Genomic DNA, 21,077 nt, shown 5'->3' on the forward strand with positions numbered 1-21,077 from the left:
GGGCCGCCCGCGGGATGGGGAGTTCTCACCCGTGGAAAACCCCCGACGACGACCGTTCCGTGGCTACGCTGTCGCGGGTGCCGATCCTCGCCGACCCCTCCGTACGCTCCTTCAGTGCCCGACCGACCACCACCTCGGCTCCGGCTGCCGTCCTGGCCGGGGTGAGCGTCCACCTGCCCGAGCGCACGGTCCAGGTGGCCGACGCCGAGCGTGCGCTCGCCCGGTCGAGCCGACCGGGTGCGGTGCCGCGCCTGCCGATGGTCTCGCGCCTGACCGGGGTGCAGCAGGTCCACGTCCTGCCGGACGACTGGAACGCCTCGGACCTCGCGGTCGCCGCGTCGGCCACGCTGCTCGCGGCCCAGGGCCTGGACGTGGCGGACGTCGACCTGCTGATCTTCGCCTCGGCGAGCCAGGACATGGTCGAGCCCGCCACGAGCCACATCGTCGCGGCCAAGCTGGGCGTCCGCGCCCCGGTCATGGACGTCAAGAACGCGTGCAACTCGGTCCTCAACGCGATCGAGGTCGCGGAGGCCCTCGTCGCGACGGGCCGGTACGCGACGGTCCTGGTCGCGTGCGGCGAGGCGCCCTCGCGTGCTGTCCGGTGGGACGTCCCGGACCGGGCGACCTACCTGCTGTCGGCCCCGGGCTACACGATGTCCGACGCCGGAGCGGCGGTCCTGGTCCAGCGCGCCCCGGGGCGCGGCGAGGGGTCGGGGCCGGCGGCCGGGGCCGCGGACCGGCTCGGGTCCGCGCACGGGAGCGGTGCGTGCGGCGACAGGCCGCGCGGCATCCTGGCGAGCGCGTTCGGCGCCGAGTCGAGCCACTGGGACGTCGGCATGCTCCCCGGTGGGGGCACGGCGTTCCCGCGCGACCTCGACCGCACCTACTTCGAGATCGACGGGTCCCGTCTGCGCGACGCCTTCCTCGCGCTGGGCCCCGGCGTGATCCTCGACGCGCTGGTGCGCGCGGGCCTCACGTGGGACGACGTGGCCCTCGTGGCCGTGCACCAGGTCGCGGTCGCCTACCTGGCCGACGTCCACGAAGCCCTCGGGCTGCCCGAGGACCGCACGATCGTCACGGTCGCCGAGCACGGCAACGTCGCCTCCGCGACGCTTCCGCTCCAGCTCGTGACCGCGCTCGAGAGCGGCCGCGTGGGACCGGGGGACGTGGTGCTCCTGGTCGGTCTCGCGGGCGGGATCAGCATCGGCGCCATGGCGGTCCGGCTGTGAGCGCGCACGCGCCCGGGGCGGACGGTGCGCCCCACGAGGCGCCCCCGGTCCGGCTCGCGGTCGTCGTCCCCGCCCTCGACGAGGCGCACGAGCACGGGATCCTCACGACCCTGCGTGCCCTGCGCGCCCAGGAGGACCGTGACTTCGACCTGGTCGTGGTCGACAACGGCTCGACCGACGGCACCCCGGACCTCGTCCGGACGACCATCGCCGACTGGGACGAGCCGCGCTGGCGCCTCGTGACCGAGGACCAGAAGGGCACGGGCGCCGCGGCGGACACGGGCATGCGCGCGGCGATCGCCGCGGGGGCGACCCACCTCGCGCGCACCGACGCGGACTGCGTCCCCCCGCCGGACTGGACGGTCCGCGTGAAGGCGGCGTTCGCCGTCGGGCACGACCTCGTGGCCGGGCGCATCGTGGCGCGTACCGACGACCTGCCCGTCTCGCGCGTCCGCCAGGCCGTCCTCTCGGGGGCCGTGAGCCTCGCGAGCACGTTCGGGAGGTTCCGCCCGGGCAACCAGGACCCGTCCTACCTCGGCCCCTACGTCATGGCGCCCGGGTGCAACATGGCGATCACCGCCGACCTCTACGAGCGTGCGGGCGGCTTCCCGCGGACCGCGATCGAGGACCTCCACGAGGACCGTGCCCTGGTCAACCAGGTGCGGCGCCTCACGTCGGCCTACGGGCCGCACCCCGAGGTCGTGGTGCGGGCCTCGACGCGTCGTGCGCACGCCTGGGGGCTCGTGCGGACCCTGGGCTGGTACGCCGACCACCGCTACAAGCCCGAGGTCGTGGACATCCGATGACGGCGTCGTCGACGGTGCGGAGGGGCCGCCCGGCCGTGGCCGAGGATGCCGCGGCCCGCGCCGCCCACCGCTGGGAGGAGCGCGTCCAGCGCGGCGCGCACCCGCTCGTCTACCCGGCGTTCCGCGCGCTCGCCCGGCGCGGACCGGTCGTGCGCGTCCCGGGGCTCGGGGTCGTGGTGAACGACGCCGCGACGGCCCGCGAGGTGCTGCTCGACACCGAGCACTTCTCCAAGGTCGGCCCGGGAGCGCCCTCGGACCTGTGGACCCCCGTGCTGGGCCCGTCGGTCCTGCTCAACATGGAGGGCGAGGACCACGCGACGCTGCGGCGGGCGCTCTCGGGGCTCTTCACCCCGCGCTCGGTCGCGCAGCTCACGGCCACCGAGGCCGGGGCCTCGCTGGGGACGCTGGCGCCGCGCCTGCTCGCGGGCGAGACCGTGGACCTGGTGAGCGAGGTCGGGGCGCTCGCGGGCACCGTGATCTGCCGCATGACCGGGCTGCCGCCCACGGACGCCGCGGTGCGCGACGCGATGGTCGCGGCCCAGTCCGTCGTCGGGCTCGTGCGCCTACACCGGCGCCGCCTCACCCCGACCCAGGTCCGCTACGCGCGCGAGGTCCTCGACCGGCTGAGCGAGCCCGCCCGCGAGGCGTACCGCGACGGCGACCCCTCGACGGTCCCCGGGCGCATGCGCGGCCTGGGCCTGAGTGAGCGCGAGGCGCTCGGAGCCGTCGGGGCGTTCGTCATGACGGGCACCGAGACCATCCAGTCGTTCACGCCGCGCCTGGTCGCGCTCGCGACCGACACGGGCTGGACGGACCGCCTGCTGCGGGCCGAGCCGAGCGACCCGCTGCGCGGACGGGTCGTCGAGGAGGCGCTGCGCGTCACGGTCCCGACGCCCGCGATGCTGCGGTCGGTCCGCTCGGCGCACCGCGTGGGCGCCGTGCCCGTGCGGGCCGGGGAGCGGGTGGTGATCGCGACCGTGACCTGCTGCCGGGCGGGTGGGCCGTTCGCGCCCGACCATGACGCGGACCCCGTCCTGCGCAACCTGTGGTTCGGCGCGGGCCCGCACTTCTGCCTGGGCATGCCGCTCGCCATGGCCCAGGTGGGCGCGGTCCTGGACGCGCTGCGCCCGCTCGCGGCGGCGGGTCGCACGCTCGCGGTCACCGACCGCGAGGTCGCGCGGGGAGTCCTCATCCCGTCCTACCGGCGCCTCGAGATCGAGGCGCGCCCGGTGGATGGCGAGCAGCCAGCAGCACGCGGAACAGGGGAAGAGACGGCATGAACGGCCCGACGACGGAGCACCTGATCGAGACCATCGGCACGCACGCGCGGGGAGGGCTCGGCGACGCGGTGGCGCTGCGCTGGTGGTCGCGACCCATCCACCGGGTGCGTGCGGACCGCGTCCCGCACGACCACGTGCGCGAGGAGCTGACGTACAGGGAGCTGCTGCGCCGGGTCGAGGCCACGGCCGACGCCCTGCACCGCGAGGGGCTGCGCGCGGGGGACCGCGTGCTGTTCTCGGTCCGGCCCCGGCCCGAGGGGATCGTCCTGGCGCTCGCGGTCGTGCGGCTCGGGGGCGTCATCGTGTTCGTCGACCCGGGCTCGACCCCCGAGCTGTTCGGGGCGCGCGTGACCGCGGCCGACCCTCGCTGGGCCATGACCGAGGCGCTGCTCTACGCGATCTCGCGCGGTCCGCTGCGGCACGTGGCCAGGTCGCGTGGCCTCCTGCTGCCGGACTACGCGAGCCTGCCGCTGCGCCATGTCCACTCGGGCAGGCGCCTGCCTGGGGTCCCGGGCCACTCGCTGTCCGCGCGCTCGCTCGCGACGGGGCGTCACCGAGGCGGGCGTCGCCGGTTCGTCGCCGGCGCGCCCCCCGTCACGGACCTGCCGCTCGACGCCGAGGCGCTCGTGGTCTTCACGTCCGGCACGACCTCCGACCCCAAGGCCGTGGTCCACTCGGTGGGCTCGCTGGGTTCCGGGTGCGCGCTGCTGGCCGGGGCGTTCTCCCTCGAGCCGGGCGGGGTCGTGCACACCGACCAGATGCTGCTCGGGATCCCGGCCCTCCTCGCGGGCGGCACGTGGTCCGTCCCGCCGGGCACCCCGGGGCAGGACGTCGTGACGTTCGCCCGGCACGCAGCCGGGGAGGCCGGGACGTACCTCGTGCCCGCCGACCTCACGCTCCTGCTCGACGCGGTCGAGTCGGGACGGGCCCCCGCGCGTGGCCCGCAGGTCGCGCTCGTCGGGGGCGCCCCGGTGACGCGCCCCCTGCTCGACCGCGCGCGCCGCCTCCTCCCGGGCACGCGGTGGATCGGGGTCTACGGCACGACCGAGATCCTCCCGGTCGCGGTCGTCGAGGCCGACGACAAGCTCGCGCACGCGGGCGACGGGGACCTGGTCGGGCTCCCGCTGGCAGGGATCGAAGCGACCATCGACACGAGCGCCGTGGAACCGGACGAGGACGGCTCCGCCCCCGGGAGAGCGCCGGTCCCGGCTCTGCACCCTCCCGTGGGAGAGCTGGTGCTGCGCGGTCCCTCGCTCATGACGGGATACCTGTCGCACCTCGACGGCGGGCAGCCACCCGTGACCGAGCACCGCACCGGAGACCTCGCCTACCTCGACGAGCGGGGACGGATCGTGCTCGTCGGGCGCACGCGCGACATGATCATCCGCGGCACCGTGAACATCTACCCCGGACTCTTCGAGCCGCGCCTGGCTGCGCTGCCCGGGGTCGGCGAGGCCTCGCTCGTGGGGGTCCTCCAGGACGACGGGGACGAGAAGGTGGTGCTCGTCGTGACGTCGAGCACCGAGGGCGGGCCCGGCACGGGGGACCCTCGCCGAGCCGGCGACCCTGACGGTGACGGTGACGGTTCGGGTGGTGTCGACGCCGAAGGAGCGCAGGTTCCGCGCACGTCCTCGGCAGCCGCGGCACCGGCGACCCCCGCGACGGGCGCAGCCCTCGCGCCTGCGGTGAGCGCCGCCGTCGGGCAGGGGGAGGGGCCCGTCCTGACGGGCGACCACCCGCTCGTCCGTACCGTGCGCGCGGCCCTGCCGGGCGTGCTCGACCACGGCGCGCTGCCGGACCACGTGCTGCACGCCGACCGCCTGCCCCTCGCGGGGCGCAGCCGCAAGCCCGACCGCGCGGCCCTGTCCCGTGCGGCCGCCCATCACCTCGCAGGCGCGGCGCCCGGGGCGAGCGCGAGCACCAGGTGAGCCTGCGGATCGGGGTCACGGGGGCCTCGGGATTCGTCGGGGGAGCGGTCGCCCGCCGCGCGGTGGCCGACGGGCACCGTGTCTGGACCTTCTCGCGACGCGACGCGCACGTCGACGGGGCCGAGCACCGGACGTGGGACCTGGCCGCGGGGCCGCTCGCCGACCCGCCCGCGCTCGACGTGGTCGTGCACGCGGGGGCCGCGGTCTCCGACTGGGCCGCGACCGACGTCGCGTGGGCGACCAATGTCGAGGGCACGCGTGCCGTGCGCGACACGTTCCCCGCGGCCCGGTGCGTGCACGTGTCCTCGGGCAGCGTCTACGACCCGTACACGCCCACGGTCCGCGGGAAGGAGGACGAGGCCCCCGTCGACCGCTACCTCAACGCCTACGGCCGCACCAAGGCGGCGGGCGAGCGCGTGCTCGCCGCCGACGCCCGGACCCCCGGTCGTGGACCGGTCGTGATCCTGCGTCCGCACGCCGTCTACGGTCCCGGCGACACCACGCTGCTCCCGCGCATCGAGGCAGCGGTCCGAGGGCGACGGCTCGTCCTGGTCGGCGACGGGACAGCGCCCCAGTCGCTCACGCACGTCGACAACCTGGTCGACGCGGCGCTCGCGGCCTCGACGGTCGACCTGCCGGGCGGCGGGGCGCTCGTCGTCAACGTCGCCGACGCCGAGCCCGTGGTCCTGGGCGAGGTCCTGGTCGAGCTCCTGCGCCGCAGAGGGCACGACGACGTCACGCTCGCCGGGATCCCGGCGCGCGCCGGGTGGGTGCTCGCCGCGTGCGCCGAGGCTCTCTCGCGCTGGACACGACGGACCGAGCCCCCGCGGCTCACGCGGTACGCGGTCAGCCACCTCGCGGTCGAGCGGACCTACGACCTGACGGTGCTGCGCGAGGTCCTGGGGGTCGAGCCGCGGGCCACGTCGCTCGTGGGCGCGGAGGTGTGGTGAGGGCGAGGGCCTGGGGCTCAGCCCGTCCACGCCTGCCCGCGAACGGCGGCAGCGAGTGGCGTGTTCTCGCAGCGCTTCCCGTCGTGCTCCGCGCGAGGAGGCGAGAGGTCGGGGTCAGCGAGCTTCTGGGCTGAGCAGACCCGATACGAGAAGCTGCACGAGGACGGTGGCGTCGTAGCGGGCGTCGTTCGCGGCACCGATGCAGAGGTTGCCGATGCCTTTGAGCACGTTGTACGCATCAACCGGCTGAGCTCTGCCTGCGGACTCGAGCGCTGCCTCGAGGAGGATGCCGCACACCGGCACGAGGCGTCCGACGAAGTAGGCATGCAGAGCGTCGGACCCAGCGCCGTCTCCCTGCAGTGCGCCAGCGAGCCCGTGCTTGGTGACGAGAAACTCCACGAACAAGGCAACCCATGCCCGCAGTGCCGCCTCGGGTGTCGCGCTCTCCGCGAGCAGTCGTGGGCCTGCATCGGCACATGCCTCGACCTGGTGCCGGTACACAGCCACCACCAGCTCGGGACGCGTCGGAAAGTGACGGTAGATCGTCCCCACACCGACGCCAGCCTTCGCCGCGATCTCCCGCACCGGAGCGTCGACGCCGGAGGTCACGAACACTGCTGCAGCTGCGTCGAGCAGCACCTGCTGATCTCGACGCGGACGGCCCGCTTGCTGGGGTCGCGCACCGTGCGACTGCTCCCTCTCGGCGTCAACCATGGCTTCGTCCTCACACCTTCCCATCGCACGTCCTTGCATTACGGAGCGATGTTCCGTAACGTTGCGGAACGTTGCTCCGATAACCAAGTATCGCAGAGCGCAGCTCCTCGGAGAGGTACTTCTCATGACTTCATCAATCGTCAGCACGCTGGACGGCATCATCGGTGCCGGGAGGCCGGTCGTGTCGGTCGCTCCGATCGCACTGTCTGCGCCGGGCAGACCGGTCCCGCTGGAGGTGCGTGTCTCGGCACCAGCGACCGGCACAGACCTACCCGTGGTGCTGTTCTCCCACGGCAACGGATGGAACCTCGACGGGTACGCGCCGCTCACCGCGTTCTGGGCCTCTCGAGGGTTCGTCGTGATCCAGCCCACGCACCTGGACTCTCGCCGGAACGGCTTCGGGTTCGACCACCCCGTCTTTCCGAGAATCTGGACCGAGCGGATCGCGGATCTCGCACGCATCCTCGACCAGATCGACACCATCGAGGCCGCCGTGCCAGGGCTCGCCGGCCGTATCGATCGCAGCCAGGTTGCCGCTACCGGTCACTCCTGGGGTGGACAGACCGCGCAGGCGCTCCTCGGTGCACGGATCTTCGACGAAACGGGCCAGGTCGGCGAAGACATGTCCGACGAGCGTGTCGCCGCGGGCATTCTCTTCGCCGCGACCGGCGTCGGCGGCGATGACCTGCACCCGTTCGCACAGGCGAACTTCCCGTTCATGCGCCCCTCGTTCCAGGAGCTGACCACGCCGACCCTCGTCATCGCCGGCGACCACGACCAGTCCACGATGTCCAGCCGCGGACCCGACTGGTTCACCGACGCCTATACCTGCAGCCCCGGCGCCACCGACCTCCTCACCTTCCACGGAGCCGAGCACTCGCTGGGAGGGATCGTCGGGCACGAAGTCGCCGAGACCACCGACGAGAACCCGGAGAGGGTCGCCATCATTCAGCGGATGAGCACTGCGTACCTTCGGACCGCCCTGAACGTCGACGAGACCAGCTGGCCTGCGGTCCGCACTGCATTCATTGAGAGCAACGATCCGGTCGCTCACGTCGACAGCAAGTAGTGCATGACGGCAAGACCCCCGCCGTTCGCCATCAGGCGGTCTCGAGGGGTCTTGCCGCCGACTCCGCAGGTCCCTCCGCGGATCGCGTCGTCGTCCGGAACGGTCGTGCGTACGCGCACTTCGCGGCCTGCTCCTGCCAGCCCAGGGTGGTCGTCGCCCGGTCGACCGAGCCGGAGCGGGCCGGCACTCAGAGCGCGGCGAGCGCCTGACGCACGGCCTGCGAGAGCGCCTTGCCGTCGACCCGGCCGATGCCGCTCGCGGCGGCCGTCGCGGTCTTCATGACGTTGCCCATGTCCTTCATGGACGAGGCGCCGGTCGAGGCGATCGCGTCGGCCACGAGCGCGTCGAGCTGGGCAGGCGTGAGGCTCGCGGGCAGGTACTTCTCGATGAAGTCCGCCTCCGCGGTCTCGTTCTCGGCGCGCTCGGGCGCGTCGGCGTCGAGGTAGATCTGCGCGCTCTCGCGGCGCTTCTTGACCTCGGCGGCCAGGACGGTCTGGACCTCGGCGTCGCTGAGCTCGTGCGCCGCGGAGCCGGACTTCTCCGCGGTGCGGACGGCGCCGATGACCTGGCGGAGGGTGTTCTTGGCGAAGTCGTCGCGGGCCTTCATGGCGGTGGTGAGGTCGGCGGTCAGCCGCTCGATGGTGGTGGTCATGGGTCAATGGTGCCTGGTGCGGGGCCTCCGGTCCTACGCCATTGCGGTTCTCGCCGCCGCCCGGGGCGGCAAGAGCCCGCCCGGCGCGTCCCGGCGCGCACCCCACCGGCAGCGGTGAGAGGCTCGACGACGTGAGTGCATCGACGGAACCGGCCACTGCCCCTGCCCCGCGACCGGTCGGCGGCTGGTCCGCAGGAGAGCCGCCCTGGTGGACGAGCGCGGTGGTCTACCAGGTCTACCCGCGGTCCTTCCAGGACTCGGACGGCGACGGGATCGGCGACCTGCCCGGGATCGAGCAACGGCTCGACCACCTCGTGGCCCTGGGCGTCGACGTCGTGTGGCTCTCGCCCGTGTACCGCTCGCCGCAGGACGACAACGGGTACGACATCAGCGACTACCAGGACATCGACCCGATGTTCGGGACGCTCGAGGACTTCGACCGCCTGCTGGCCGCGGCGCACGACCGGGGCCTGCGGGTCGTCATGGACCTGGTGGTGAACCACTCCTCGGACGAGCACGCCTGGTTCCGGGAGTCGCGCGCCTCGCGCACCGACGCCCGGCGCGACTGGTACTGGTGGCGCCCGGCCCGCGAGGGCATGGAGCCCGGCACGCCCGGGGCGGAGCCCAACAACTGGCGGTCGTTCTTCGGAGGCCCCGCCTGGGAGTACGACGAGGCGACGGGCGAGTACTACCTGCACCTGTTCTCGCGCAAGCAGCCGGACCTGAACTGGGAGAACCCGGACGTGCGCCGGGCTGTCCACGACATGATGACGTGGTGGCTCGACCGCGGCGTCGACGGGTTCCGCATGGACGTCATCAACCTCATCAGCAAGGTCCCGGGCCTGCCCGACGGCGAGGTCCACTACGGCGCGTACGGCGACGGCAGCCCGTACTACACGAGCGGTCCGCGGGTGCACGAGTTCCTGCAGGAGATGCACCGCGAGGTCTTCGCGGGGCGGCCCGAGAAGCTCCTGACGGTGGGGGAGACCCCGGGCGTCACGATCGAGGACGGCGTGCTCTTCACGGATCCCGAGCGCCACGAGGTCGACATGGTGTTCCAGTTCGAGCACGTGGGGATCGACCACGGATCGAGCAAGTGGGACGTCAAGCCCCTGCGCCTGACCGACCTCAAGGCGACGTTCGGACGCTGGCAGGTGGGGCTCGCGGAGCGCGGCTGGAACTCGCTCTACTGGAACAACCACGACCAGCCGCGCATCGTGTCGCGGTTCGGGGACGACGGCGAGCACCGCGTCGCCTCGGCCAAGGCACTCGCGCTGCTCCTGCACCTGCACCGCGGAACGCCGTACGTCTACCAGGGCGAGGAGCTCGGGATGACGAACGCGGGCTTCACGTCGATCGACCAGTACCAGGACATCGAGTCCCTGGGGCACTTCCACGAGCTGGTCGACGCGGGCGTCGCGACCGAGGAGCAGATGCTCGTCGCGCTGCGCGCCATGAGCCGCGACAACGCCCGCACGCCCGTGCAGTGGGACGCGTCGGAGCACGCGGGCTTCACGACGGGCACACCCTGGCTCGCGGTCAACCCCAACCACGTCACGATCAACGCGGAGGCCGAGCGCGCCGACGACGGCTCGGTCTTCCACTTCTACCGCCGCCTGGTCGCGCTGCGCCACGACGTCCCGGTCGTGGCCCTGGGTGACTTCCACATGCTGGCGCCCGACCACGAGGCCGTCTACGCGTTCACGCGCACGCTCGACCTGCCCGCGCCCACCGAGGGGCCCGACGGCGTCGCGTCCGCCGCGAGCACGGCGTCGCGCGACGAGCTGCTCGTCCTGGTCAACGTGGGCGGCGCCGAGCAGGAGGTTCCCCCGGAGGTCCTGGCCGGCTGGGAGGGCGCCGAGGTGCTGATCGCGACGCACGACGACGCGGCCGCGCGCCGAGCCGGTGTGCTGCGCGCCTGGGAAGGCGTGGTCCTCAGGAGGTCGTGAGCCCGTCCCGGACCGCCGGGAGGAGCCCCGTCGCACCCGGGCGGGCCACCGCCGTCGGGCCGGACGTCCCATTCCCTGAGACGTCCGGCTCGACGCATGACATCCCTCGGGCAAGGGCGTAGTGTGCACAACGTGCAGACGATCCTTCTCGTAGTACTTCCTGAGCGCGCCGGCTGAGGCCAAGCAACCAGGTCTCGTCAGCGCGCTCACCCCTCGAAGAGCCCTCACCGGGTACGAGGGGTTTTTTCATGTCACGACCACGACTGTCACGGCCCCTCCCTCCGGGCACACCCCGCCCCGGAAGCGGCCACCTCGTCGCACCACACCGCGACCGCACAGCACGGAGAGCAGCACCAGCAGCAAGAGCAGTACCAGCACCACCACGGTGAGCTCGATCCAGCCGGTGGCAGCCAGCCGCCACCGAGAAACAGGAGATACCGATGGTCCAGGGTCCCCACCCGGCACCGCCGACGCAGGGCGCGCCCGCGCCCGCCGGCGAGGCCGCGGCGCCGAAGCCAGCCCCGTCCCCCGCGAGCGTCGCAGCCCGCCCCGAGAGCCGAGCCCGCGCTGCGGTGCCCGGCGAGCGTGCGGTGAGCTCCGTCGTCGGGCCCGAGGAGGTCACGGGCGCGCAGTCGATCGTCCGCTCCCTCGAGGAAGCCGGTGTCGACGTCGTCTTCGGCATCCCCGGCGGCGCGATCCTGCCCACGTACGACCCGCTCATGGACTCCAAGAAGCTCCGCCACATCCTCGTGCGCCACGAGCAGGGCGGCGGCCACGCGGCCTCGGGCTACGCCCACGCGACCGGTCGCGTCGGCGTGACCATGGCGACGTCCGGCCCCGGCGCGACGAACCTCGTCACGCCCATCGCCGACGCCAACATGGACTCGATCCCGCTCGTGGCGATCACGGGCCAGGTCGGCGCGTCCCTGATCGGGACCGATGCCTTCCAGGAAGCGGACATCGTCGGGATCACCCTGCCGATCACCAAGCACAACTTCCTCGTGACCGACCCGGACGAGATCCCGCGCGTCATCGCCGAGGCCTTCCACATCGCCCAGACCGGGCGTCCCGGGCCGGTCCTCGTGGACATCGCGAAGTCGGCCATGCAGGCCCGCACCACGTTCTCGTGGCCCCAGGAGCTCCAGCTGCCCGGGTACCACCCCGTGACCAAGCCGCACTCCAAGCAGATCCGCGAGGCCGCGCGCCTGCTCGCGACGGCCAAGCGCCCCGTGCTGTACGTGGGTGGCGGCGCGATCCGCTCGGGCGCCTCGGCCGAGCTGCGCCGCCTCGTGGACCTGTCCGGCGCCCCCGTGGTGACCACGCTCATGGCTCGCGGCGCGCTGCCCGACTCGCACCCCCAGAACCTCGGCATGCCCGGCATGCACGGCACCGTCCCCGCGGTCGCGGCGCTCCAGAAGGCCGACCTCATCGTCGCCCTCGGCGCACGCTTCGACGACCGCGTGACCGGCGTGCTGTCGAGCTTCGCTCCGAACGCCACGACCGTGCACGCGGACATCGACCCGGCAGAGATCGGCAAGAACCGCGAGGTCGACGTCCCGATCGTGGGCGACCTGCGCGAGGTGCTCACGGACCTCGTGCCCGAGCTCGAGCGCGAGCACGCGGTCAAGGGCAAGCCGGACCTGGGTGCCTGGTGGCACCAGATCGACGACTGGCGCGAGACCTACCCGCTCGGCTACTCCGAGCCCGAGGACGGTCACCTCGCGCCCCAGCACGTCATCCAGCGCCTGGGCGAGATCTCCGGCCCCGACTCGATCTACGTCGCGGGCGTCGGCCAGCACCAGATGTGGGCCGCGCAGTTCATCCGCTACGAGCACCCCAAGACGTGGCTCAACTCGGGCGGCCTCGGCACCATGGGCTACTCGATCCCGGCCGCGATGGGCGCCAAGGTCGGCCAGCCCGACAAGACCGTCTGGGCGATCGACGGCGACGGCTGCTTCCAGATGACCAACCAGGAGCTCGCGACCTGCACGATCAACGAGATCCCCATCAAGGTCGCGCTGATCAACAACTCCTCGCTCGGCATGGTCCGCCAGTGGCAGACCCTGTTCTACGAGTCCCGCTACTCCAACACCGACCTCCACACGGGCCGCGGTACCCAGCGCGTGCCGGACTTCGTGAAGCTCGCCGACGCCTACGGCTGCGAGGGCATCCGGGTCGAGTCCAAGAGCGAGGTCGACGCGGCCATCAAGCGCGCCATGGAGATCGACGACCGTCCCGTCGTCGTCGACTTCAACGTCTCGCGCGACGCGATGGTGTGGCCCATGGTCGCCTCGGGCGTCAGCAACGACAACATCCAGTACGCACGCGGCATCTCGCCCGCGTGGGACCGCGAAGACTGAGACCGGGGAGAGCCGCAACCATGTCCCGTCACACCCTCTCCGTGCTCGTGGAGAACAAGCCCGGCGTGCTCACGCGCGTCGCGGGCCTGTTCGCCCGGCGCGCGTTCAACATCCACTCGCTCGCCGTGGGCCCCACGGAGCACGAGGAGATCTCGCGCATCACCGTGGTCGTCGACGTCGACCAGAACCCGCTCGAGCAGGTCACCAAGCAGCTCAACAAGCTCGTCAACGTGATCAAGATCGTCGAGCTCGACCAGGCCTCGTCGGTCCAGCGCGAGCTGCTGCTCGTCAAGGTCCGCGCCGACGGCGCCAACCGCACGGGCGTCCTCGAGGTCGTCGAGCTGTTCCGTGCCAAGGTCGTCGACGTCGTCCCCGACGCCGTGACGATCGAGGCCACGGGTACCCCCGAGAAGCTGAGCGCCCTCCTCGGGGCGCTCGAGCCCTACGGCGTCCGAGAGATCGTCAAGTCCGGCACCGTGGCCGTCGGCCGCGGCGCCCGCTCCATCACCGACCGAGCGCTCGACCGCGCCCACCGGTCCGCCTGACCAAGTCCCCCCCGGTGGACACCCCCACGTCGCCCACCGACGTCGAACTATCGTGTTCGTCACCACCTCAAGAACCCAAGGAGTAACACCGTGGCAGAGCTCTTCTACGACGACGACGCCGACCTCTCGATCATCCAGCAGAAGAAGGTCGCGGTCGTCGGTTACGGCAGCCAGGGGCACGCGCACGCGCAGAACCTTCGCGACTCGGGCGTCCAGGTCGTCATCGCACTCAAGGAAGGCTCCAAGTCGATCGCCAAGGCGACCGACGAGGGCTTCGAGGTCAAGACGGTCGCAGAGGCCGCCCAGTGGGCCGACCTCATCATGATCCTCGCGCCGGACCAGCACCAGCGCTCGATCTACAACGACGAGATCAAGCCGAACCTGGCTCCGGGCAAGACCCTCGCGTTCGCGCACGGCTTCAACATCCGCTTCGGCTACATCGAGGCCCCCGAGGGTGTCGACGTCATCCTCGTCGCCCCCAAGGCGCCGGGCCACACGGTGCGTCGCGAGTTCGTCGCGGGCCGTGGCATCCCCGACATCATCGCCGTCGAGAAGGACGCGTCGGGCCAGGCGTGGGACATCGCGCTCTCGTACGCGAAGGCGATCGGTGGCACGCGTGCCGGCGTCATCAAGACGACGTTCACCGAGGAGACCGAGACCGACCTCTTCGGCGAGCAGGCCGTCCTGTGCGGTGGTGTGTCGCAGCTCGTCCAGTACGGCTTCGAGACGCTCACCGAGGCCGGTTACCAGCCGGAGATCGCCTACTTCGAGGTCCTGCACGAGCTCAAGCTCATCGTCGACCTCATGTGGGAGGGCGGCATCGCCAAGCAGCGCTGGTCGGTCTCCGACACGGCCGAGTACGGCGACTACGTCTCGGGTCCCCGCGTGATCGACCCGCGGGTCAAGGAGAACATGAAGGCCGTCCTCGGGGACATCCAGAACGGCGCGTTCGCGAAGCGCTTCATCGACGACCAGGACGCGGGCGCCCCCGAGTTCAAGGAGCTCCGCGCCAAGGGCGAGGCGCACCCGATCGAGGCCACGGGCCGCGAGCTGCGCGGGATGTTCGCGTGGGCGAAGTCGGGCGACGACGACTACACCGAGGGCTCGGTCGGTCGCTGACCTTCGCCTCGCTTCACGCGGGGTGAGTGGCTCACCTTCGAGGCGGGCGGCACCTACCGCGCGATCTTCCATCCGGCCTGGCGGCCTCCCGCCAGACCCGACCACGATCGCGCGGCAGGCGCCGCCCGCCTCTGTGCTGTCGGGTCGCCCGTGCGCGCGCGGGTGCCCGACGGCGGTGCCTCCTCGGGAGCTCGGGTCGCGGCTCCGTCCGTGGTCGTGCGGGGGGCGGCGGGGCTCGGTTGAGGGTGACGGGTCGGTCCGCCAGGACGACAGGTGCTCGCGCCGGGGGTGCCGTGCCGGTTCGCCAAGGGGACGTACTGGTCGGGCGAGACGGTCGGCCGGGTGGAATCTGTGCGACATCCGCCGGTGAAAGTGCGACAAGACGGGCAGTCCGGCGTTCCGTGGTCCACCATGGACGCATGAGCGACGACATCGACCGCAGGGCAGACGGCACGAGCGCCGGCACGAGCGAGGACCCGCGAGCAGCAGAGCTCCTGGAGTTCTGGGAGACCGCGCGGGTGCGCGCCGGCGAGGGCAAGGTGGGCGTGGTGACCGGGTTCGGGGTCTCCGCGACCGTGCCGCCCCCCGCGTGGTCGTTCGGCGACAACCCGGAGCTCGCCGACGGGCTGCTCCACGCGGTGCTCTCGGGCGAGAAGACCGCGACCTCGTCCTCGCACTGGGAGTACGACGAGGAGACCCCGGTCCCGGCCGTCGGCGAGCTGTCCATCATCCTGGACGGCGACGGCCACCCACGTGCGCTGATCCGCACCACGTCCGTCGAGATCGTGCCGTTCGACCAGGTCGACGCGGACTTCGCGGCGGCCGAGGGCGAGGACGACCGGTCGCTCGAGGCATGGCGTGCCGGACATCGCGACTACTTCACGAGGGTCCTGGTCGGCCACGAGTTCCGCGAGGACATGCCCGTGGTCTGCGAGCGCTTCGAGCTCCGGTTCCCGCGTCCGCGATGACCCCGGTCGAACCGCATGCGGTCCCGAGCCTGTTCGCAGACCGCCTGCGTGTCCTGGTCGTCGCGGCGCACCCTGACGAGCCCGACGAGTACGCAGGTGGCATCGCCGCACGACTCGCCCTGGCCGGCCACGGCGTGAAGTTCCTGTCGCTGACGAACGGCGACGCCGGGCACTGGTCGACTCCGCGCAAGGCCCTCGCGCGACGGCGAGCGGCCGAGGCGTTCGCCGCGGCGCGCGAGCTCGGCGTGCAGGAGTACGAGATCCTCGACGAGCACGACGGCGAGCTCGTGCCGAGCATCGCGCTCCGTCGTGAGGTCGTCGCCAGGATCCGCCGCTGGCAGGCGGACCTGGTCGTCACGTTCCACGACGAGTGCCCCGGCCACCTCGACAACCGCGCGGCCGGACGCCTCGTGCGCGAGGCGGTCTCGGTCGTCGGGCTGGCGAACGTCGTGCCGCGCGTCCCTGCGCTGGAGACCCCACCCGTGTGCCTGCTCATGCCGGACCACGACGCGCTCGCGCACCACCGGCACGACGTGGTGGTGGACGTGAGCAGCACGATCGAGGCCAAGCTGCGGGCCTGCCTGGCTCACGCCTCGCAGTTCCTGGAGTTCGCGCCCTGGCAGCGCGGGCTGCTCGACCAGGTGCCGCCCGCGAGCGACCCCGTGGGGCAGCGGGAGTTCGTGCTCGAGCACTGGGCGCCGTACCTGTGCACCCAGCCCGAGGTGCGCGCGGCGGTCGCCGCAGCGGGCCTCGACCCCGTGGGGGAGTACGCCGAGTCGTTCCAGCTCGCCGACTACGGGCGGGCGACCACGGCCGCCGAGGTGCGCGCACTGCTGGGGTGAGCCGAGACCGCGGCGACCGGACGGCGCGAGGTGCGCTCCGCCGTCGGGCCAGGACGGCGACGGCTGCGTGAGGGTGGGTGGTGGTCGCCGTCCCAGGCCGCGACCACCACCCGTCGGGGCAGGTGAGAGGAACTACCCCGAGTGCGAGGGCGCGAGGGCGCCGGTCGTCGTGCTGGGACGGACCGCCGAAGACGTGACGGGCGGTGCGCCGTGGTCCGCGAGGTGCAGCGAGACCCGGTCGAGCAGGAGGGAGCGGACGTCGGCCGCGACGACGGCCTCGGCCCCGCGCAGCACGGGGGCGACCGGCACCAGCGTCGGAGCGATGGGCGCCACGCCCTGCTCGGTGTCGAGAAGGTGGCTGCGCGTCGCGTCCGCGAGCCGCTGCCCACCCGCGATGCACGTGGGGCCGCCGAGCACCAGCAGGTGCGGCTCGACGACCGCGACGACCGGCTGCACCACGGCGGCCACGCGCCGTCCGAAGTCCTCGACGAGCGCCACGACCGCGGGGCTGTCGGGCTCGGCGGCCATGGCCGTGAGGACCTCGGCGTACGTCGTGCCCGGCACGCCGTACCGTGCGGCGAGCTCCTCGAAGCGGCGACCGCCCACGAGGTCCTGCAGGTTCATCGAGTGGTCGTCGTACTCGCGGACCGTCACGGGGACCGGCAGGTAGCCGAGCTCGCCCGCAGCCCCGGTCGCGCCGTGGTGGAGCGATCCGTCGATCAGCGTGCCGAGGCCGATGCCCCCACCGAGCCACAGCAACGAGAAGCTCTTCTCGGTGCGGCGGCCCGCGTCGCGCTCGGCGATCGTGGCGAGGTTGACGTCGTTCTCGATCCGGACGGGGACGCCGAACTCCTCCTCGAGGAGGGTGCGGACGCCGAGCAGGGGCCACCCCGGCAGGTCGCCCACGAGCCAGAGGTCGCCGCTGACCGGGTCGGCCGCGGCCTGGACCCCGGCGACGATCGTGCCGACGCGCTCGACCGGCACGCCCGCGTCCGCACAGGCCGCGTCCCACGCGGCGCGGACGTCGCGGACCGCGGTGCGCTCCGCGGACGTGGGGACGTCGGCGGAGCCGAGGACGTTCCCGCGGGCATCGACGACGCTCGCCCGCACGCCGGTCGGGAGGACGTCGAGAGCCAGGCCGACGACGACGTCCGTGCGGGCGGCGTACATGACGGCCTGCGGACCCCGCGCGCCCTGGACCGCTCCCGTCGCCTCGATCAGCCCAGCGGCCTCGAGGCGGGCGACGATCTGGGAGGATGTAGGGCGGGAGACGCCGGTGAGGTCGCCGATCTGGGACCGCGTCATGGGGCCGGTGTCGAGCAGGAGCTCGAGCGCCGCGCGGTCGTTGATCGTGCGGAGCAGTCCCGGTGTCCCCGGGATGTGCGTGCGGGACACGTCTTTCGGCCTCTCTGCCGGCGTCTTAGGAAAGTTTCCTAAGAGTTACCTACTCTGGCGATTTGTGCAAGTTGAGACGTGGGGGCGGCTGCGAGGCCCCGTGCGGACCTCTTGTACACCATCGTCGAGCCGCAGGGCCTCGGCGCTCGTCGAGGAGAGCGCGTCCAGGCGCGCCGCCTTGCTGCGAGGCGCGGAAGTCCGCGGATCGCGCGGTTCGGAGCGTTCGAGGCGTGAGATGGGCGTCCCGAGGACTGGCGCCCGGGCGTAGCGTTCATCGCATGACGCGCAACATCGAACTGGCAGTGGTGGCCGGAGACGGCATCGGCATCGAGGTCGTCGAGCAGGGCCTCGCGGTCCTCGAGGCGGCTCTCACGGGCTCCGACGTCAAGGTCTCCACGACCCCCTTCGACCTGGGTGCGCGCCGCTGGCACGCGACCGGCGAGACCCTCACCGACGAGGACCTCGCGGCGATCCGCACCCACGACGCGATCCTCCTGGGCGCGATCGGCGACCCCACGGTGCCGTCGGGCGTCCTCGAGCGCGGCCTGCTGCTCAAGCTGCGCTTCGCGCTGGACCACTACGTCAACCTCCGCCCGGGCAAGCTGTACCCCGGTGTGAAGTCCCCGCTGGCGGACCCGGGCGAGATCGACTTCGTCGTCGTCCGCGAGGGCACCGAGGGCCCGTACGTCGGCAACGGCGGCGCACTGCGCGTCGGCACGCCGCACGAGATCGCGACCGAGGTCTCCGTGAACACCGCGTTCGGCGTCGAGCGCGTCGTGCGCGACGCTTTCGCCCGCGCCCAGGCACGCCCCCGCAAGCACCTGACGCTCGTGCACAAGCACAACGTCCTGGTCCACGCCGGTCACCTGTGGCGTCGCACGGTCGAGGCCGTCAACGCCGAGTTCCCGGACGTCACCACGGACTACCTGCACGTGGACGCCGCCACGATCTTCCTCACGACGAACCCGTCGCGATTCGACGTCATCGTCACCGACAACCTGTTCGGCGACATCCTGACGGACCAGGCCGCCGCGATCACCGGCGGCATCGGCCTCGCAGCCTCGGCCAACATCAACCCGGACCGCACGGCCCCCTCCATGTTCGAGCCGGTGCACGGCTCGGCCCCCGACATCGCGGGCCAGGGCAAGGCGGACCCCACCGCCACGGTCCTGTCCGTCGCGATGCTGCTCGACCACCTCGGCCTGACCGAGCAGTCGCAGCGCGTCGAGGCCGCGGTCGCCGCGGACCTCGCCGAGCGGGGGAGCCGAGTACGGTCGACGGCCGAGGTAGGGCGCGAGCTCGCTGCCCGCGTCGCCGGCTGATCGGTCCCCGACACGCCGTCGCGTCGCCGTCCGCCCCCTCTTGCGGGGGCCGGGCGGCGGCGCACACCCTCTGCCGTCCTCACCGCTCCCACGTCCTCTTCGAAGACCCGGGAGTTCTCGCCCGCCCTGCGGGCGCCACGAGGCGCTCCGTCATGGAAAACTAGGCGAGGAACCCACCCGGGTCGCCAGGTGAAAGGCCCATGACATGACTTCCCCCCTCACAGCGCAGCCCGCTTCCTCGGCCGAGGACCTCGTCGCGCTCTTCGACATCCGCCCCTCGGACACCCCCACCTCTCCCGAGGCGAGGGCCGCAGCGATCGCCGCCCCGAAGTTCGGCACCGTGTTCTCGGACCACATGGCCCGGATCAGCTGGAACGCGACCGACGGCTGGATCGACCGCCGCATCGAGAAGTACGGTCCGCTCCAGCTTGACCCTGCCACCGCGGTCCTGCACTACGCCCAGGAGATCTTCGAGGGTCTCAAGGCGTACCGGCACCAGGACGGGTCCGTGTGGACCTTCCGTCCCGAGGCCAACGCAGCCCGCTTCGCCCGCTCCGCCCACCGTCTCGCGCTCCCGGCGCTCTCGGTCGACGACTTCATCGGCTCGATCACCGCGCTCGTGCGCACCGACATCGAGTGGGTCCCGGACGGCGAGGAGGCGAGCCTCTACCTGCGTCCGTTCATGTACGCCTCGGAGTCGTTCCTGGGCGTGCGCGCCTCGCTCGAGGCCGAGTACCTCGTGATCGCCTCGCCCGTGGGCCCGTACTTCTCGGGGGGCGTCAAGCCCGTCTCGATCTGGGTCGACCGCGAGTACAGCCGCGCCGGCGCGGGAGGCACGGGGGACGCCAAGTGCGGCGGCAACTACGCCTCGAGCCTCCTGCCGCAGACGCTCGCCCAGGAGAAGGGCTTCGAGCAGGTCTGCTTCCTCGACTCGTCGACGAACACCTTCCTCGAGGAGCTCGGCGGCATGAACGTGTTCGTCGTCAAGGCGGACGGCTCGGTCGAGACGCCCGAGCTCACGGGCTCGATCCTCGAGGGCGTGACACGCTCGTCGATCATCCAGCTCCTCACCGACCGCGGGCACGACGTGAACGAGCGTCGCATCCCGCTCGAGGAGCTCCTCGCCGACATCCGGTCGGGGGCCGTGACCGAGGTGTTCGCGTGCGGCACCGCGGCGGTCGTCACCCCGATCGGTCGCCTGGGCGGGTCGAACTTCGACCACACGATCGCCGACGGCGGCGCGGGTGAGCTCACGCTCGCGATCCGTGGCGAGCTCACGGACATCCAGAACGGCCGTGCGGCCGACCGTCACGGCTGGATGACGCGCCTGGCCTGAGGTTCGTCGCCGACGTCCCGCCGCGTGCGGGGCAGCTCTCGCCGATCGGCGAGAGCTGCCCCGCACGCGGCGTATCGGGGGCTCAGACCGCCCGGCGCACGATCGTCCTGCCCGCGACCCCCGCGAGCAGCGACCAGACCGCGACCCCGATCAGCAGGTTCACGAGCCCGGAAAGCGCGGCGGACGTGGTGTCCGACGTCCAGGCGAACGGCAGCGCCGTGATGACGACGATCACGAGGGCCATGATCCAGCCGAAGAACGCCCGCGGCCGGGGCGTCGTGAGGATCAGCAGGTGCAGCAGGCCTGCCGCGAGCAGTGCCAGGATCGCCCCGTCGATCGCGAACGCCGCCTGGTGCGAGCCGGTCGTGAAGATGTCCGGTGGCGGCACGAGCGTGAACGAGAAGATGCGCTCGAGGATGATGACCGCCACGAGGCCGATGAGAGCAGCGACCAGGGCCGTGGCGGCTGCACCGGCCCAGAAGCGGCCCACCTCGACCGCGAGACGCGGGTCGGCGGGGTTGACCGGCTCGTGCGGCGGGGGGAAGTCGGCGCGCGGGTCGGGCGGCACCACGGGCGGGATCGCCGGCGGCACGCCCTGGGGATGGCCGGGGGA

The 21,077-nt window shown here is 72.5% G+C and carries 18 protein-coding genes; 14 read left to right on the top strand and 4 right to left on the bottom strand.

Annotated features, from left to right (window positions below; translation table 11 throughout):
• Window positions 1–77: 77 nt before the first annotated feature.
• The 5 genes from OERS_RS16410 to OERS_RS16430 are packed head-to-tail and all read left to right on the top strand — an operon-like array spanning window position 78 to window position 6,193.
• Window positions 78–1,229 (top strand): 3-oxoacyl-ACP synthase III family protein, encoded by a 1,152-nt coding sequence (locus OERS_RS16410; protein ID WP_231907622.1) that lies wholly within the window; start codon window positions 78–80, stop codon window positions 1,227–1,229.
• On the top strand, window positions 1,226–2,035 hold the full coding sequence (locus tag OERS_RS16415) for a glycosyltransferase family 2 protein (protein ID WP_068627077.1): 810 nt from the start codon (window positions 1,226–1,228) through the stop codon (window positions 2,033–2,035). Before OERS_RS16410 ends, OERS_RS16415 begins: the two co-directional genes overlap by 4 nt.
• Window positions 2,032–3,315: a cytochrome P450 gene (locus OERS_RS16420; RefSeq protein ID WP_211268501.1), complete on the top strand. Its 1,284-nt coding sequence runs from the start codon at window positions 2,032–2,034 to the stop codon at window positions 3,313–3,315. The genes OERS_RS16415 and OERS_RS16420 overlap by 4 nt, the downstream gene beginning before the upstream one ends.
• Window positions 3,312–5,243 carry a class I adenylate-forming enzyme family protein gene (locus OERS_RS16425; protein WP_068627078.1) on the top strand — a complete coding sequence of 644 codons (1,932 nt, stop codon included), beginning with the start codon at window positions 3,312–3,314 and terminating at the stop codon, window positions 5,241–5,243. Before OERS_RS16420 ends, OERS_RS16425 begins: the two co-directional genes overlap by 4 nt.
• Window positions 5,240–6,193, top strand: a complete 954-nt coding sequence (locus OERS_RS16430; protein ID WP_231907623.1) for an NAD-dependent epimerase/dehydratase family protein — start codon at window positions 5,240–5,242, stop codon at window positions 6,191–6,193. Before OERS_RS16425 ends, OERS_RS16430 begins: the two co-directional genes overlap by 4 nt.
• 114 nt (window positions 6,194–6,307) lie before the next feature.
• Here the strand turns inward: OERS_RS16430 and OERS_RS16435 are convergent, their stop codons facing one another.
• Window positions 6,308–6,907: a TetR/AcrR family transcriptional regulator gene (locus OERS_RS16435; RefSeq protein ID WP_068627101.1), complete on the bottom strand. Its 600-nt coding sequence runs from the start codon at window positions 6,905–6,907 to the stop codon at window positions 6,308–6,310.
• A 124-nt stretch (window positions 6,908–7,031) separates the two neighbouring features.
• Between OERS_RS16435 and OERS_RS16440 the strand changes: the two genes are divergently transcribed.
• On the top strand, window positions 7,032–7,976 hold the full coding sequence (locus OERS_RS16440; RefSeq protein WP_068627080.1) for an alpha/beta hydrolase family protein: 945 nt from the start codon (window positions 7,032–7,034) through the stop codon (window positions 7,974–7,976).
• 187 nt (window positions 7,977–8,163) lie between these two features.
• On the opposite strand, the gene OERS_RS16450 is transcribed toward OERS_RS16440, so the two are convergent.
• Window positions 8,164–8,628, bottom strand: a complete 465-nt coding sequence (locus OERS_RS16450; protein ID WP_056654456.1) for a GatB/YqeY domain-containing protein — start codon at window positions 8,626–8,628, stop codon at window positions 8,164–8,166.
• Between the two features lie 131 nt (window positions 8,629–8,759).
• Here OERS_RS16450 and OERS_RS16455 point away from each other — a divergent pair, with 131 nt between their 5' ends.
• From OERS_RS16455 to OERS_RS16480, 6 genes are all read left to right on the top strand, one after another.
• Window positions 8,760–10,577, top strand: coding sequence for an alpha-glucosidase (locus OERS_RS16455; RefSeq protein WP_082848725.1), 1,818 nt, complete (start codon window positions 8,760–8,762; stop codon window positions 10,575–10,577).
• 440 nt (window positions 10,578–11,017) lie between these two features.
• The gene (locus OERS_RS16460) at window positions 11,018–12,937 is read left to right on the top strand and encodes an acetolactate synthase large subunit (protein ID WP_056654460.1); all 1,920 of its coding nucleotides are present in this window, start codon (window positions 11,018–11,020) and stop codon (window positions 12,935–12,937) included.
• Window positions 12,938–12,957: 20 nt separating this feature from the next.
• Complete coding sequence (ilvN, locus tag OERS_RS16465) at window positions 12,958–13,482, top strand: acetolactate synthase small subunit (RefSeq protein WP_056654462.1); 525 nt, start codon at window positions 12,958–12,960, stop codon at window positions 13,480–13,482.
• A 90-nt stretch (window positions 13,483–13,572) separates the two neighbouring features.
• On the top strand, window positions 13,573–14,601 hold the full coding sequence (ilvC, locus tag OERS_RS16470; protein WP_056654464.1) for a ketol-acid reductoisomerase: 1,029 nt from the start codon (window positions 13,573–13,575) through the stop codon (window positions 14,599–14,601).
• A gap of 419 nt (window positions 14,602–15,020) precedes the next feature.
• Window positions 15,021–15,569, top strand: a complete 549-nt coding sequence (locus OERS_RS16475; protein WP_068627088.1) for an ASCH domain-containing protein — start codon at window positions 15,021–15,023, stop codon at window positions 15,567–15,569.
• Complete coding sequence (locus tag OERS_RS16480) at window positions 15,566–16,411, top strand: PIG-L deacetylase family protein (RefSeq protein ID WP_068627090.1); 846 nt, start codon at window positions 15,566–15,568, stop codon at window positions 16,409–16,411. The genes OERS_RS16475 and OERS_RS16480 overlap by 4 nt, the downstream gene beginning before the upstream one ends.
• A gap of 132 nt (window positions 16,412–16,543) precedes the next feature.
• On the opposite strand, the gene OERS_RS16485 is transcribed toward OERS_RS16480, so the two are convergent.
• Window positions 16,544–17,806: an ROK family transcriptional regulator gene (locus OERS_RS16485; protein ID WP_068627092.1), complete on the bottom strand. Its 1,263-nt coding sequence runs from the start codon at window positions 17,804–17,806 to the stop codon at window positions 16,544–16,546.
• A 278-nt stretch (window positions 17,807–18,084) separates the two neighbouring features.
• On the opposite strand from OERS_RS16485, the gene OERS_RS16490 reads away from it, so the two are divergent.
• On the top strand, window positions 18,085–19,128 hold the full coding sequence (locus tag OERS_RS16490) for a 3-isopropylmalate dehydrogenase (protein WP_056654478.1): 1,044 nt from the start codon (window positions 18,085–18,087) through the stop codon (window positions 19,126–19,128).
• 205 nt (window positions 19,129–19,333) lie between these two features.
• Window positions 19,334–20,464, top strand: coding sequence for a branched-chain amino acid aminotransferase (locus OERS_RS16495; protein ID WP_056654480.1), 1,131 nt, complete (start codon window positions 19,334–19,336; stop codon window positions 20,462–20,464).
• Between the two features lie 82 nt (window positions 20,465–20,546).
• On the opposite strand, the gene OERS_RS21615 is transcribed toward OERS_RS16495, so the two are convergent.
• Window positions 20,547–21,077, bottom strand: a 531-nt coding sequence (locus OERS_RS21615) for a hypothetical protein (protein ID WP_083201559.1), incomplete at its 5' end; no start/stop codon positions are given.

The sequence above is a fragment of the Oerskovia enterophila genome, assembly GCF_001692445.1.
In the GTDB taxonomy this organism is placed as follows: domain Bacteria; phylum Actinomycetota; class Actinomycetes; order Actinomycetales; family Cellulomonadaceae; genus Oerskovia; species Oerskovia enterophila.